The organism is Streptomyces sp. NPDC001970 (assembly GCF_053594115.1).
In genome coordinates this window covers 1-13815 of record NZ_JBSFDW010000004.1, presented here as the reverse complement: position 1 = coordinate 13815, position 13815 = coordinate 1, and the positions used below count along the sequence as shown (strand labels likewise).

Genomic DNA, 13815 nt, shown 5'->3' with positions numbered 1-13815 from the left:
CAACCCCCCTCCACCGCTCGGCTGTTCACGCTGAGCCAGTCTAGGGGTGGCGGCACGGATTCAGGAGGTGACCGGACCTGCCACCCAAGCCCGTGGAGGGCGTCACCGCGCCTCTGGCCCACGCTGTTACCCACGGGTAGCGTGTGTGACCTACACCTGTCGGCAGGGGAGAGGCGGCCCGTCATGGCGGAACCCGAGGCGTTCTACGAGCGGATCTCCGAGAACCGCTTCGCGTCGACCGAGCACACCCGCGGCCCGTGGGACGCGGGCTCCCAGCACGCCGGACCGCCGGCCGCACTGCTGGGCCGGGCCCTGGACGAGCGGCCGGGAGCGCGGACGGACATGCGGCTGGCGCGGGTCACGTACGAGATCGTCCGCCCGGTGCCGATCCGGCCGCTCGAGATCACCACGACCGTGCTGCGGTCGGGCAGGAGCGTGGAGCTCGTCGAGGCGGCCCTCGCGCCCGAGGGCGAGGCGGCTCCCGTCATGTTCGCCCGCGCACTTCGCATCCGTACGCTCGAGGAGCCCGGCCCCGCCGTGGCCGACGGGCCGCAGACGCCCTCGCCCGGGGAGACCGCCGACACGCCCTTCTTCGGCGTGCCGTGGGACGTCGGCTACCACACGTCCATGGACACCCGGTTCACCGAAGGCGCCTTCAGGGAACAGGGTCCCGGCACCTGCTGGATGCGCATGCGGATGCCGCTCGTCGCGGGCGAGGAGATCCGCCCCCTGGACCGCGTCCTCGTCGCCGCCGACTCCGGCAACGGCATCAGCAACGTCCTCGACTTCAGCCGCCACGTCTTCGTCAACGCCGACCTGACCGTCCATCTGCACCGCCACCCGGTCGGCGAGTGGGTGTGCGTCGAGGCACGCACGAGCGTGGACCCCGCGGGAATCGGCCTCGCCGACTCCCGCCTCCACGACGAGAAGGGCCCCATCGGCCGCAGCGCGCAGAGCCTGTTCATCGCGCCTCGCTGACACCTCCACCAGATGCGTTTGAGCCAACATTCGCTGATCGCGCCAGCGGAATTTAACCTTCCCCGTCCGCGGCACAAACTTTCTCGGCGCACAGGGAAATTGACTTCCAGTCGCATCGAATGTGCGTGCTACGGTCCTCGACGTCGGGGGGCGATGCGCGGGTAGGTTCCGCGTGCGTTGCGCTTCCCGGATCAGTGTCGAAGAACCAACCAATCAAAGGGAAGTTCATGCACCTGAAGCGTTTCGCAGCCACCGGTGTCACGGTCCTCGCACTCACGGGCGCCGGCATCGCCACCGCTGCTCCGGCCAATGCGGCGGTCTCGTGCCCGTCCGGTTACGCCTGCCTGCACTACAACTCGAATTTCGAAGGCGCAATCTTCGCGCAGGCCGACGGCGTCTCCAATTACGCGGGACTCAAGTTCTCCGCTTCCACCTACCCGAACGGCTCCAGGGGCGCGGGCGCGTACGTGAAGAACAACGCCGCGTCGGTGAACAACAACAACCTGCACAACGCGTTCCGCGTCTATTACAACTCCGGCTACGACGGCAGCTACGCCTACCAGACGATCGGCGCGTGGACTGCCAGCAACCTGAACTCGACGATGAAGAACAACAACGCCTCGGGCCGCTTCGTCTGAGAGATCGCACCGGACAGCCCCACCAAGTGAGGGCTCACGGGCGCTCCGCTCGCCGGAATCGAGCGGAGCGCCCGCTCCTACTCTCTCGCACCGCGCCCGCTCCCTCCAGGCACGTCCTGCCCTGCGCCTTCCCCGTCGGCCCACCGCCGTCCGCCGCCCCAAGGAAGTTGGCCTCGTGTCCCACCGCCGCCATGCCTCGAAATGGGCCGCGCTGCCGCCCGTTCTCGCACTCACCGCACTCACCGCACTCACGGGCTGCTCCGCGGACAAGGACGGCAGGACCCGGTCCGGCGCGCCGGACGTCAGTGACGTCCCCGCGAAGGGTGCCCCGGGGGTCACCGCCATCCCCGAGATCACCACGCGCGTGGAGAAGCCCGTGCCGGTCCAGGACTACCTGCTCTCCGACGCACAGTGGAGGCAGCTCGGCGAGGCCGGTGAGGTTCTGCGTCAGCGCTGCATGCAGCGGTTCGGCCTCACGTACGAGATCGCCACGCCCGCACAGAACGGCCCTGGTCAGACCATCTCCGAGTACCGCTATGGGATCCTTGACCCGAAGTACACCGCCAGGCACGGCTACCTCACGCCGTCCGCCCTGGCGCAGTCGGCCACGAGCGGCAAGCCGGCCGCAGGGGCGGAGCAGCTCGCCCGGATGTCGAAGGACGAGCAACTGGTCCTCCTCGGCACCACCGACCCCAAAGTCAGCGCCGCCGACCAGGCCCAGGCCACCGGCGGCCAGAAGGTCAGGGGCCGGACGGTACCGAAGGGCGGTTGCGTCGGTGAGTCCCAGGAGAAGCTCGGCGGTACGGCCGACTCCGGCATCGGCGACGCGCAGATCGCCAATGACGTCAATCTGAACAGCTTCGCCAAGTCCCTCGAGGACACGCGTGTTCGGCAGGTCTTCACCGAATGGTCCGCGTGCATGAAGGCGAAGGGATACGCGTACGAGACCCCCATCCAGGCGAGCAACGACAAGCGCTGGTCCCCCGAGCGCGGCTCCGCCGAGGAGAAGGCCACGGCCACCGCGGACGCGGAATGCAAGATGGAGAAGAATGTCACCGGAGTCTGGTACGCGGTCGACGTGGCCTATCAGAACCAGATGATCCAGCAGCACCGCACAGAACTCGACGCGGTCAAGAAGGGCATCGACGAGCGGATGAGACTCGCGGCGCAGGCCACGACCCCCTAGCCCCCACGGTGATCGGCCGGGTGGCCGGCACCACGTCGTCGACCGGCCCGCCGGCGTGCGGACGACCATCGGCGACGCCGGCTCCGGCAACCCGGCGCGACCGCGTCGTCCAGCGCGATCCGGCCGTCCTCGACCAGCATCATGACCGCCGCGGCGACGACGGGCTTGGTGATCGAGGCGAGCCGGAAGTTCGAGTCCCTGGCCATCGGCGAGGTGCCGTCGACGTCGGTGGAGCCGACCGCCTGCACCTCGACCCGGACGCCGCGCGCCACCGGGCCCACCGCTCCTGGCACCGAGCCGCTGCCGACATGCGCCTCGAGGGTGCCGTGCAGGTCGGTCATCGGTCCTCTCTGTCCGTGGGGGCCCCGCCGGGTATGGGCCGGTCACGTGGTCTGGACCAGCAACTACTACGCTGTGTCACGCAGCCAGGAAGGCTGTGCACCAACCCCGTCGACGACCACGCCGGGGTGAGCAATACGCAACACGCACCACAGGAGAACAAATGGAGAACGTGGGGAACAAGGTCCGTCGAGCCGGCGACTCCGGGGGGACGATCGCCGCAGTGGCCGTCATCGCGCTCATCGCGATCGCCGTGGCGCTGCTCGGACTGATGGCCGTACGCTCATGAGCTGACGGTCCGGCAGGGCGGCTCGGCCACCGGTCTCCGCGGCCGCCGTCCTGCCGACAAGCCCGACGGGTCGAGCACGCCTCCGTCGCCCCCCGCCGTCGACGTCGACGTGACCCAACCGGCCCTCACGCCCACCGTGTTGGAGTGGCGCGCGGTTCCCGTACCCGCGGAACACGCCCTGACCTCGTGATTTCCGGCCTTCAGTGCCCCAACGACAGTCATTGCCCGGAGTCACTGTGCGTGATACACAGAGTTACCATACGGATACTCACAGGAAACTGTCCGCTGCCACCGCAGGTCAACGCGGCCGGTTCGGTCATGCGTGCGGGGATCGGGTAAAGAGACCAGCCAAGTCGGCGCACGAGACCGGTTTCATCAGCGAAGATAGAGCGAGACCCGTGCCAAGTGGCAAGGGCGTCGAACTACCCGACAGGGGCGGTGAGTTACATGATCCTGGCAGCCGAGAAAGGCGACATCACCACCATCATCGGGGGAATCGCCCCGAACTGGGGGCCCTTCGGAAGCCTTGGGAACGAGGCCCGCGTGATGATCGAGGTCGTGATGGCGGTGGCCATCCTGCTCTGCCTGGGCATCGCGATCTGGGGCGCGGCAAAGCAGCGCATCGGCGCGACGGCACTGCGCGACACCTTCAGCGCGGAACAGGGCAAGGGCCTGATCGTGGCCGGACTGACCGGAGTCTTCATCATCGGGTCGCTGGGGACACTGTTCACCATCGTGTACGGGATGGCCGTCTGACGTCCCTTCGGCTTCCCCCGCCTTCGCTCCGGCCAACTCCGACCACCCCCGACACCATCCGCCCGTCGTGCCCACCGGCAGAGGTTGCGTCTCCCTGATGTCGAGTCACCACACCGCGCCCGCGCGGACACCAGCACGGCTACCGTCGTACTACGGCTACACATACGGGTACGGCGCGGCACCGCACACGGCTGAGGGGGCGTACGCGGCATGAGCTTCGGCGACGAACACGACAGCATCGGGGGTGCGGGACAGACCCGCACCCGCCTCCCGGAGACCGGAACGAGCGGCGACGTGTACGGCGGCGCGCGGCGGCCCGTACGCAACTCGCGCTCCCTCATCACGGCCGTGGGCGTGGTCGTGCTGCTGATCGCCGCGATCGCGTTCGCGAACCGCGGAGACGGCACGGACACCACGAAGACCACCGAGAAGGCCCCGGGCACGGCCCCGACGGCGGCGACGGGCGTCCGGCCGGTGACCGGGAAGGACGGGGAGATCCCGACGGGGTATGCGCGGGACGAGCAGGGGGCGCAGAGTGCGGCGTCCAACTATGCGGTGCCTCTCGGCTCCGCTGGCATGTTCCAGCAGGACCGTCGCCACGACATCGTGAACGCCGTGTACGCCCCGGAGGTGGCGGCCGCGCGTCAGGATGACCTCGACAGGGTCTACTCCGACAAGGGATTCCTGAGCCGCATCGGACTGCGCGAGGACGGCACCGCCCCAAACGGCCTCACGTTCATCTCGCGTGTCATTCCGGTGGGTTCGAGGGTCGACAAGTTCACCGGTGACACAGCGAGTGTGGCCGTCTGGTTCTCGTCCCTCTTCGGCCTGGCCGGTGAAGGCTCGGAGAACCCCGTGTCCGCGAGCTGGTACACGACCACGTACGAACTGAAGTGGATCGGCGGGGACTGGAAGATCACCGACTTCACTCAGAAGGACGGCCCCGTACCCGTCGGGCGCGACCAAGCAGCTTCGAGCGCCAAGGACATGGCTGACGCCGTGGAGCAGTACGGAGGGTTCACGTATGCCCGGTAGCAGGTCCCTCCGAGCCTTCTCGCTGGCCGGCGTGTTCGCGGTGGTGCAGGTGGCAGCGCTCTCGTTTGCGGCACGTGCCGCCGCCGCACCGTCGCCGACGCCGACACCCGGGTCGAGCAACAACCCGTGCGACCTCATTCGTGGCCCCGCCCGTGACTACTGCGAAAACGGCGAAGGCGCCGCCCGCCGCTCCCCCTCCCTCGACGACCCCACCACCCCCCTCGACCCCCTCGCCTCGCTCGCCAAGGGCTGCGCCGACGCCGCCGTGTGGATCGTCGACGCCCTGTCGAAGGCCGTGAAGTCCACTGCCGAGGTGGACTTCACGAACGGCACCTTCCTCGCCCAGTACGCCATCGTCTTCGCCGCCTCCACCTTCCTCACCCTCGTCCTGTGGCTCCTCGCGGTCGCCAAGCGCGCCATCCGTGGCGTCCCGCTCATGACCGCGATGTCCGAGGCCGTCGGGTTCCTCTGGCTGACCGTCCTGGCGTCGGCCTTCACGCCGCTGATCCTCTACACGCTGGTCTCGGCGACCGATGCCATCACCGACGTCATCGCCGCCGGCACCGGCGGCCAGACAGACGTGTTCTTCGGGAGCTTCAAGGAGGCTCTGCAGAAGGGCGACGGCATCGGCGGCGGGCCGATCATGCTGATCATCGTGTCGCTCGTCACCGTCCTCGCAGCAGGCGTGCTCTATCTGGAGCTGTTCATCCGGGCCGTGCTGCTCTACGTCGGCGCGCTGCTCGGCGTGGTCGTGTACGCGGGGCTCGTCGACAAGAACCTTTGGGGGCATGTGCGCCGCTGGGCGGGGATCATGATCGCGGTGATCCTGGTCAAGCCGGTGATCGTCATCGTGCTCGGTCTCGCCGGAGCTCTGTCCGGCGACGACGGACCGGACTCGCTCTCCGCGGTCGTCACCGGCCTCGCGATCATCCTGCTCGCGATCTTCGCCTCGGGGATGATCTACCGCTTCGTGCCCGGCTTCGGCGACGAGATCGCCACCTCCCGCAACAACCGCATCCAGAACAGCGCGGAGAACAAGGCGGCCGCCGTCATCAGCTCCCCGGCCGCCCTGGTTTCGCAGGGCATCAAGACCCACAGCAGCCGCAGCCACCAGCAGGGCGACTCGTCCGGGAGCACGCCGCGGCCCGCGAGCCCCGTCGCCGGCGGGGTGGCCGCCCACAGCTCACGGGGAACCGGGGGCGGGGTCGGCGGCGGAACTGTCCCCTCGGCCGCACCTCCGCCCCGTAGCGGCGGCAGCGCCCCCAGCACCAGCACCCCCCACAGTCACCGCAAGAGCTCGGGCACAGGCACAGGAAGCACAGGAGGTGGAGGGCGTTGACGACGCAAGTGCAGCCCATCGCGCCCCGCCGTACGTATCTCATCGGCCGGGCCAGGCCGAACGCGATCATCGGCAAGAACCGCGAGACCGGCGAGATCGCCCTGATCATCGCCGGCGCGTTCCTCGGCATGATGAGCGGCCTGCTGGTCCCCGTCCTGTCCTTGCGGATCGTGCTGCTCATGGGCTTCCCGCTGCTCGCGCTGGCCGCCGTGTACGTCCCGTACAAGCAGCGCACCTTCTACCGCTGGTACGAGATCAACCGCAGCTACAAGCGCACCCTCCGCCAGGGCACCGGCTACCGCTCCGGCGCCATGGAGGCCGGCACCCGCATCGACGGCCGCGAGGTCGAGGTCGGGCCGCCTCCCGGCATCGGCAGGATCAGCTGGCTCGCCGCGCCCTTCGGCCCGGACGAGATCGCCGTACTGCTCCACGCCGACCGCCGTACCGTCACCGCGGCGATCGAGATCGAGGGTCCGGGCGTCGGGCTGCGCGACAGCGAGGACCAGGAAGCCCTGGTGGACCGTTTCGGCACCCTCCTCAAGCATGTCGCCAACGGCGACGGCTTTGTGACCCGCATTCAGATGCTGGCCCGCACCCTTCCCGCCGACCCCGACGCTCACGCCAAGGACGTCGCCCAGCGCGGCAACCCGTCTTCCCCTGGCTGGCTCCGGGAGTCCTACGAGCAGCTGCAGTCGATGGTCTCGACGTCGAGCGAGCAGCACCGCGCCTACCTCGTCGCGTGCATGCACTACACCCGTGAACTCGCGGCCGAGGCCCACACCATGGCCCGCGCCGCCGGCCAGGCGAGCGGGGCCAAGAGGCTCGACAAGGACGCCGGCCTCGCCGTCGTCATGGCCCGCGAGCTCACCGACATCTGCGCCCGGCTCGCCGAGGCCGACATCCGCGTGCGCCAGCCCCTCGGCCAGGCCCGGCTCGCCTCCCTCGTGCACTCGATGTACGACCCGGACCACCCCGTCGACCACATCCAGGCGATGACGAAACGAAACGCGTGGCCCGCCGAACTGGACGCGATGGAGCCGACGTACCTCCAGGCCAAGACCCGCGAGTCGTCCACGCGCGCCCCGTGGTGCCACGCCACCGCCTGGGTCAAGGAGTGGCCGATGACCCCCGTCGGCGTCAACTTCCTCGCCCCGCTGCTCGTCCACACCCCGGACGTGATCCGTACGGTCGCCGTCTGCATGGACCTCGAACCCACCGAGGTCGCCATCGAGCGGATGCTGACCGAGAAGACGAACGACGAGGCGGAGGCGAGCCGCGCCGCCAAGATGAACCGTACGGTCGACCCGCGCGACATCGCCGCGCACGGCAGGCTCGACCAGCGGGGTGAAGATCTCGCCAGTGGCGCGGCAGGCGTCAATCTTGTCGGGTACATCACTGTGTCGTCGCGTACGCCCGAAGCCCTGGCCAGGGACAAGCGCACGATCAGAGCCTCGGCGGGCAAGTCGTATCTGAAGCTGGAGTGGTGCGACCGCGAGCACCACCGGGCCTTTGTGAACACGCTGCCGTTCGCGACCGGCATCCGCCGCTAGCGCACCGAACGCCGACACGCGCCGATAGGGGCCCTGATCCGATGCGAGATCCGCTGTCCGTCCTCACCGAATCCTTCACGTCCTTCCTCTTCGGGAAGGTCGAGACGACGCGGCTGCCCGTGCGTACGTCGACGGGCCAGGCGCAGGCCGTCTATCTGCCGACCGCCGCGCCCGGCCTCGGCGACTCGGGCGTGATCATCGGCCGCGAGGTGTACAGCGGAAAGGGCTACATCTACGACCCCTTCCAGCTGTACGGGCAGCAGCTGCCGGCCCCGCACTGGCTCGTCCTCGGCGAGTCCGGCAACGGCAAGTCGGCGCTGGAGAAGACCTACGTGCTCCGGCAGCTCCGGTTCCGCGACCGGCAGGTCGTCGTCCTGGACGCCCAGGGCGAGGACGGGGTCGGCGAGTGGAACCTCATTGCCCAGGAGCTGGGAATAACGCCCATCCGCCTCGACCCGATGACCGCCCTCGACGGCGGCATCCGCCTCAACCCGCTCGACCCGGCGATCACGACGACGGGTCAGCTGGCGCTGCTGCGGACCATCATCGAGGTCGCGATGGGGCACGGGCTCGACGAGCGGTCGGGCTTCGCGCTGAAGGTCGCCCACGCGTACGTCAACGAGACGATCACCGACCGGCAGCCGGTGCTGACCGACATCGTCGAACAACTCCGCCACCCGGAGCCCGAATCGGCCGAGGCGATGAACGTCGACATAGACGACGTGCGCGCCTGGGGTCTGGACGTCGCGCTGGTCCTGGACCGACTCGTCGACGGTGACCTGCGAGGCATGTTCGACGGTCCGACGACGGTCGGGATCGACCTCGACGCGCCGCTGATCATCTTCGACCTGTCGCACATCGACCGGAACTCGATCGCGATGCCGATCCTGATGGCCATCGTGGGCGTGTGGCTGGAGCACACCTGGATCCGCCCCGACCGGAAGAAGCGCATCTTCCTCGTCGAGGAGGCCTGGCACATCATCAACAGCCCATTCGTGGCCCAGCTCTTCCAGCGGCTGCTCAAGTTCGGCCGACGGCTGGGGCTCTCCTTCGTCGCGGTCGTCCACCATCTCAGCGACGTGGTCGACGGCGCGGCGGCGCGGGAGGCGGCGGCGATCCTGAAGATGGCCTCCACCCGGACGATCTATGCCCAGAAGGCGGACGAGGCACGGGCGACCGGCCGGGTCCTCGGCCTGCCACGGTGGGCCGTCGAGATCATCCCGACCCTGACGCCCGGTATCGCGGTGTGGGACGTCAACGGCAACGTCCAGGTGGTGAAGCATCTGGTGACGGAGGCGGAGCGCCCGCTGGTCTACACGGACCGGGCCATGACGGAGTCGTCCGTACGGGACGACGTGCCCGAAGACGTACGGGCCGCGGACCGGGAGGCGGAACAAAGGGCGGCCCTCATCGAGCATCAGGCGCATCTGAACGAGTCCTCCGAGTCGACGGTGGCGTGACATGTCACCGTCTCCGCGCGAACGCGAGTCCCGCGTCCCCGAGGAACGGGGCGTCCCGGACGGCCTGTTGGTGGGCCTGCTGGGATTCCTCCTCGGGCTGACGCTGCTGGTGTGGACGGCGACGGGCCTGGCGGGACTGTTCGCGCACGGGGCCTGGCCGGACGGGGTGACGATCAACCACACCCCGCTCGCGATGCGCAGCCTGGCCTCGGAACCGCACGACCTCCCGGCCGCCTGGCCCACGACGCCTGAGGGGCAGCTCTCCGGGTACGGGCTGTTCTGGGGCCTGCTCATCGGCGAGCTGATGGTCCTGGTCGTGCTCACGGTCTTCGTCCTGGGCACGCTGGCGCGGTGGCGTGCGGTGCGGGCCACCCGCAGGCGGAAGTCCGCGGACGCGGGGTCGGCGGGGGCGACGGCGTTCGCGACCGGGGCGGGCGGCGCGACCGGCTCCGACGCGGCTTCACCCGCCGCGGCCGACCCCACAGAAGCGATCGGTTACGCCCTCGAGCCCGGCCACCCCCGCACCGTCCCCACCATTGCCTCCACCGCCCGCACGGTCGCTTCCCACATCGCGACGACACCGCAGACGGCCCCCCTCGCGGAGGCCACCGTGCCCGCCCCCCGTGCCCCGCGCGGTCCCCTCGTCGTCTACGGCGACCCGCCCACCCGCCGGCCCTCCACCGTCCAGGCCATCCGGGACGCCGACGGCCCCGCGCTCGTCGTCACCTCCGACCCCACCGTGTGGGCGGAGACCAAGGACGCCCGCGCCAAACTCGGCCCCGTTCTCGTCTACGACCCCGGCCACCTGTGCGACACCCCGGCCCGCCTCCACTGGTCGCCCACCTCCGGCTGCGAGAACGCCGACACCGCCGCCGCCCGGGCAGCCGCACTGCTCGCGCCGGTCCGTCCGCGTGCCCGCCTCGACGCCACGGTCGCCGACACTGCTGAAACGCTCCTGCGCTGCTGGCTGCACGCCGCCGCCGTGGACGGACGCCCGTTCAAACAGGTCCACCGCTGGGCCCAGGGCAACAGCTCCGAACCCGTACGTGTCCTCCGTACGCACCCCAAGGCCGCCTCCGGCCTCGCCGGCCTCCTCGAGTCGGCGCTCACCGCACACCCCGAACGCCGCGAGATCGCCCAGGAACTGACAGTCCGCACGCTGGCGTCACTGGCATCCGTACATATCCGCGAAGCCTGCACACCCGATCGAGCGGATTCGCTCGCCCTGGATTCTTTCGTGGACGAGGGGGGCACGCTTTATGTGGTGGGTGAACCGATCGAGGATCCCCGCACCCGCCCGGGCGCGATGCCCCTGCTGACCGCCCTCACCTCAAGCGTGGTCGAGCACGGCCGCCGCATGGCCGCACGGTCATCCGACGGTCGGCTCGACCCACCACTCACGCTCGTCCTCGAGGACGTGGCCGCCGTGGCACCGCTGCCCATGCTTCCGGAGCTGCTGACCTCCGGCTCGGACCAGGGCATGCCGACCCTGGCGCTGCTGCGCTCCCGCGAACAGGGCAGGGCCCGTTGGAGCGAGCCCCTCACCCGGTAGCCGCTCCGCAGGGGCCGTTCCCAACAGGTGCCGCTCCGCAGGGGCCGTTCCCAACAGGTGCCGTTCCCAAAGGGGCCGTTGCCGACAGCTGCCGTTCCCGCCGCATCGCGCCGTACAACCCTTTTCCCTCACGCATGGTCAAACGGGGCACCGGAAAGGAACGGGCCCTTTCCGGCACACCCCCGCACTCGCCCGGTCATCCTTGAACCAAGGAGCCGCTCGTGCGCAAGTACCGTACGGCCGCTGTCGCCGCGGCCTCGTTTCTCCTGATGGCGGGAGCGGTCATCGCCGCTCCCTCGGCATACGCCGGTGTCCCCGGCGGGACACACGCAAGTGACCGCAACAGCGATTTCAACGGTGACGGCTACGAGGACGTGCTCGTCGGCGCGCCGGGCGGAACCGTCAGCGGGAAGAAGGGCGCGGGGTACGTGACCGTGCAGTACGGTGCGTCCACGGGTATCGGCACCCGCCGGGCCGCCGTCGTCAGCCAGTCCACGTCCGGGGTGCCTGGCGCCGCCGAGACGGGCGACGGCTTCGGCAGGGCCGTGGCCACGGGCGACCTCGACGCGGACGGTTACGACGACGCGATCGTGGGCATCCCGGGCGAGGACATCGGCACGGTGCAGGACGCGGGCGGCATCACCATTCTGTGGGGGTCCCCGCGCGGGCTGTCCGGTGCGAACAGCGACTGGCTGGAGACCGCGGAGCCTGCGGCCGGCGAGAGGTTCGGCAGCGCGCTCGCCGCGGCCCGCTTCAGCCCTGACACCCCGGGGGACCAACTGGCGGTTCTCCAGCGCGACGACCTCGAGCTGTACGCGTACGAGGCCGTCCCGCAGCCGCAGTCCGCGCCGCTGCAGCGCACTGCTCGCAACCGCCTCTCCGCCGGGGCCCAAGCGCGCGACATCCTGCCCAAGTCCCTGACCACCGGGGACTACGACAACAACGGTCTCGCCGACCTCATCGTCTCCGGAGTCACCGCGGGCCCTGAGGAGCCGGGGCACGGCTGGTCGTCCTTCTTCTCCGGTCAGGTGCAGGGCCTGGTGTACGAGCGCGATCTGCGCGGCGGTCCGGTCACGGCATCCGGCGACATCGACAACGACGGCTACGACGACCTCGTCACCGGTGAGCCGCACAGCCCCAACGACGGTGGCGACTGGCTGACCGGCGGCCAGGTCGGCGTCTACTACGGCAGCCCCGACGGACCGCTCGGCATCGACGGTGCGGGCAGTCCACCGCAGTGGTGGACCCAGAACTCGCCCGGAGTTCCCGGCACGGCCGAGCGCGCCGACGGCTGGGGCACGGACCTCTCCGTCGCCGACACCAACGGCGACGGGTACGCGGACGTGGCGATCGGCGCGGCCGGCGAGGACATCGGCACGGTCGCGGACGCGGGGGCGGTGTGGATACTGCGCGGCTCGGCCGGAGGCCTGACCGCCACCGGCGCCAAGTCGTGGGACCAGAACTCCGCCAACGTGCCAGGCACAGCCGAGCGCGGCGACCGCTGGGGCGGCCAGGTCAGGTTGACCGACCCGAACCGGGACGGCCGCTTCGGCCTGCTGGCCTCGGCCCCCGGCGAGAACACCAACGACGGTGTCGTGTGGGTGCTCTCGGCCGGCTCGGGCGGGGTCACGGCCTCCGGCTCGTGGACGTACGGCGCCGGCTCACTCGGCGCCCCGTCGGTCGACGCCACGTACGGGGCGGCGATCGACGAGTAGGCCGGGAGAGCCGGGAAGCGTCTAGCCGTCGAGTGAAGCGCGGGGGCGCCCGAGCTCCAGCTCCAGCTCCCGCGCCGTCGGTTCCCCGGGCACCGGGACCGTCTCCCCGCTGGGAACGAACCCGAAGCGCCGATAGAAGGCCTGGGCCCGCGGGTTGCCCTCGTGCACGTACAACCGCACCCGCTCGACCCGCGGCTCCTCCAGCGACCAGGACCACTCGACCGCGGCCCGGAACAATTCGTCGGCCAGCCCCATGCCACGCGCCTCCGGCCGTACGAACACCCCGACCAGATGCGTCTGGTCGACCGTCGCCGGGGCGCCGAACCGCGGCTCGTCCTGCGTCCGCTCGACCAGTACGGTCACCGTGCCGTGCCACTGTCCGTCAGGCGCCTCGGCGATGAACTGACTGACGAACACCCCGGCGGCGGCGTCCCTCGTACGATCGCGCCAGAAGTCAGGCGTGCGTTCGAGCCCTTGCTCGTACGTCTCCAGGAAGGCGACCGGCGCGGCGGGGTCCTGAAGTGCGGCGAGCCGGAGGTCCCGCGCCTTCTCCCATTCGTCGGCACGTAGCGGCCGTATGAGGTGCTCCATGCGCACAGCCTGATCGCTCCCTCCGTGATCGGCAACGCCATTTGATGCTGAACGCAGAAAAGCCCCGGACCACAAGGTCCGGGGCTTCCCCAATAATTGTTCGGCGGCGTCCTACTCTCCCACAGGGTCCCCCCTGCAGTACCATCGGCGCTGAAAGGCTTAGCTTCCGGGTTCGAAATGTAACCGGGCGTTTCCCTAACGCTATGACCACCGAAACACTATGAAGATATCGAACACCCGCCGGCCATGGCATGGGTCTGTTCGTTACTTCAGAACTAACACAGTGGACGCGAGCAACTGAGGACAAGCCCTCGGCCTATTAGTACCAGTCAGCTTCACCCGTTACCGGGCTTCCACATCTGGCCTATCAACCCAGTCGTCTACTGG

Annotated in this window: 12 protein-coding genes, 2 rRNA genes and 1 pseudogene; 11 read left to right on the top strand and 4 right to left on the bottom strand. The window is 69.7% G+C overall.

Features of this window, described 5'->3' with window-relative positions:
- The first annotated feature begins 183 nt into the window (after window positions 1-183).
- The 3 genes from ACWCP0_RS06615 (at window position 184) to ACWCP0_RS06605 (ending at window position 2802) form a co-directional block, all read left to right on the top strand.
- A complete protein-coding gene (locus tag ACWCP0_RS06615) occupies window positions 184-978 on the top strand; it encodes a thioesterase family protein (RefSeq protein WP_451077770.1) in 795 nt (264 codons plus the stop codon).
- Window positions 979-1205: 227 nt separating this feature from the next.
- Window positions 1206-1616: a peptidase inhibitor family I36 protein gene (locus tag ACWCP0_RS06610; protein WP_451077769.1), complete on the top strand. Its 411-nt coding sequence runs from the start codon at window positions 1206-1208 to the stop codon at window positions 1614-1616.
- A 175-nt stretch (window positions 1617-1791) separates the two neighbouring features.
- Complete coding sequence (locus ACWCP0_RS06605) at window positions 1792-2802, top strand: hypothetical protein (protein ID WP_451077768.1); 1011 nt, start codon at window positions 1792-1794, stop codon at window positions 2800-2802.
- Window positions 2803-2806: 4 nt separating this feature from the next.
- Here the strand turns inward: ACWCP0_RS06605 and ACWCP0_RS06600 are convergent.
- Window positions 2807-3143 (bottom strand): annotated as a pseudogene (locus tag ACWCP0_RS06600) (serine hydrolase); the annotation flags it as partial.
- A 161-nt stretch (window positions 3144-3304) separates the two neighbouring features.
- Between ACWCP0_RS06600 and ACWCP0_RS06595 the strand changes: the two are divergent.
- The 8 genes from ACWCP0_RS06595 to ACWCP0_RS06560 all read left to right on the top strand — a co-directional run bounded on the left by ACWCP0_RS06595 (window position 3305) and on the right by ACWCP0_RS06560 (window position 12837).
- On the top strand, window positions 3305-3430 hold the full coding sequence (locus ACWCP0_RS06595) for a hypothetical protein (RefSeq protein WP_451077767.1): 126 nt from the start codon (window positions 3305-3307) through the stop codon (window positions 3428-3430).
- Between the two features lie 447 nt (window positions 3431-3877).
- Window positions 3878-4186: a hypothetical protein gene (locus tag ACWCP0_RS06590; RefSeq protein ID WP_142217964.1), complete on the top strand. Its 309-nt coding sequence runs from the start codon at window positions 3878-3880 to the stop codon at window positions 4184-4186.
- Between the two features lie 210 nt (window positions 4187-4396).
- Window positions 4397-5221, top strand: a complete 825-nt coding sequence (locus ACWCP0_RS06585; RefSeq protein WP_451077766.1) for a hypothetical protein — start codon at window positions 4397-4399, stop codon at window positions 5219-5221.
- A complete protein-coding gene (locus tag ACWCP0_RS06580; protein WP_451077765.1) occupies window positions 5211-6560 on the top strand; it encodes a hypothetical protein in 1350 nt (449 codons plus the stop codon). Before ACWCP0_RS06585 ends, ACWCP0_RS06580 begins: the two co-directional genes overlap by 11 nt.
- A complete protein-coding gene (locus tag ACWCP0_RS06575) occupies window positions 6557-8110 on the top strand; it encodes an SCO6880 family protein (protein ID WP_451077764.1) in 1554 nt (517 codons plus the stop codon). Before ACWCP0_RS06580 ends, ACWCP0_RS06575 begins: the two co-directional genes overlap by 4 nt.
- A gap of 41 nt (window positions 8111-8151) precedes the next feature.
- Window positions 8152-9570 carry an ATP-binding protein gene (locus ACWCP0_RS06570; protein ID WP_451077763.1) on the top strand — a complete coding sequence of 473 codons (1419 nt, stop codon included), beginning with the start codon at window positions 8152-8154 and terminating at the stop codon, window positions 9568-9570.
- Between the two features lies 1 nt (window position 9571).
- A complete protein-coding gene (locus tag ACWCP0_RS06565) occupies window positions 9572-11122 on the top strand; it encodes a type VI secretion protein (RefSeq protein ID WP_451077762.1) in 1551 nt (516 codons plus the stop codon).
- Between the two features lie 221 nt (window positions 11123-11343).
- Window positions 11344-12837, top strand: coding sequence for an esterase (locus tag ACWCP0_RS06560; RefSeq protein ID WP_451077761.1), 1494 nt, complete (start codon window positions 11344-11346; stop codon window positions 12835-12837).
- A gap of 21 nt (window positions 12838-12858) precedes the next feature.
- Here the strand turns inward: ACWCP0_RS06560 and ACWCP0_RS06555 are convergent, their stop codons facing one another.
- The 3 genes from ACWCP0_RS06555 to ACWCP0_RS06545 all read right to left on the bottom strand — a co-directional run.
- Window positions 12859-13428 carry a GNAT family N-acetyltransferase gene (locus ACWCP0_RS06555; protein ID WP_451077760.1) on the bottom strand — a complete coding sequence of 190 codons (570 nt, stop codon included), beginning with the start codon at window positions 13426-13428 and terminating at the stop codon, window positions 12859-12861.
- A gap of 98 nt (window positions 13429-13526) precedes the next feature.
- Window positions 13527-13643 (bottom strand): 5S ribosomal RNA (gene rrf / locus ACWCP0_RS06550).
- A gap of 84 nt (window positions 13644-13727) precedes the next feature.
- Window positions 13728-13815 (bottom strand): 23S ribosomal RNA (locus ACWCP0_RS06545); the annotation flags it as partial.

Bases quoted from the DNA above. Each gene is read 5' to 3' on its own strand.
- ACWCP0_RS06615 (WP_451077770.1), top strand. From the start codon at position 184: ATGGCGGAACCCGAGGCGTTCTACGAGCGGATCTCCGAGAACCGCTTC.
- ACWCP0_RS06610 (WP_451077769.1), top strand. From the start codon at position 1,206: ATGCACCTGAAGCGTTTCGCAGCCACCGGTGTCACGGTCCTCGCACTC.
- ACWCP0_RS06595 (WP_451077767.1), top strand. From the start codon at position 3,305: ATGGAGAACGTGGGGAACAAGGTCCGTCGAGCCGGCGACTCCGGGGGG.
- ACWCP0_RS06590 (WP_142217964.1), top strand. From the start codon at position 3,878: ATGATCCTGGCAGCCGAGAAAGGCGACATCACCACCATCATCGGGGGA.
- ACWCP0_RS06585 (WP_451077766.1), top strand. From the start codon at position 4,397: ATGAGCTTCGGCGACGAACACGACAGCATCGGGGGTGCGGGACAGACC.
- ACWCP0_RS06580 (WP_451077765.1), top strand. From the start codon at position 5,211: ATGCCCGGTAGCAGGTCCCTCCGAGCCTTCTCGCTGGCCGGCGTGTTC.
- ACWCP0_RS06570 (WP_451077763.1), top strand. From the start codon at position 8,152: ATGCGAGATCCGCTGTCCGTCCTCACCGAATCCTTCACGTCCTTCCTC.
- ACWCP0_RS06565 (WP_451077762.1), top strand. From the start codon at position 9,572: ATGTCACCGTCTCCGCGCGAACGCGAGTCCCGCGTCCCCGAGGAACGG.
- ACWCP0_RS06555 (WP_451077760.1), bottom strand. From the start codon at position 13,428: ATGGAGCACCTCATACGGCCGCTACGTGCCGACGAATGGGAGAAGGCG.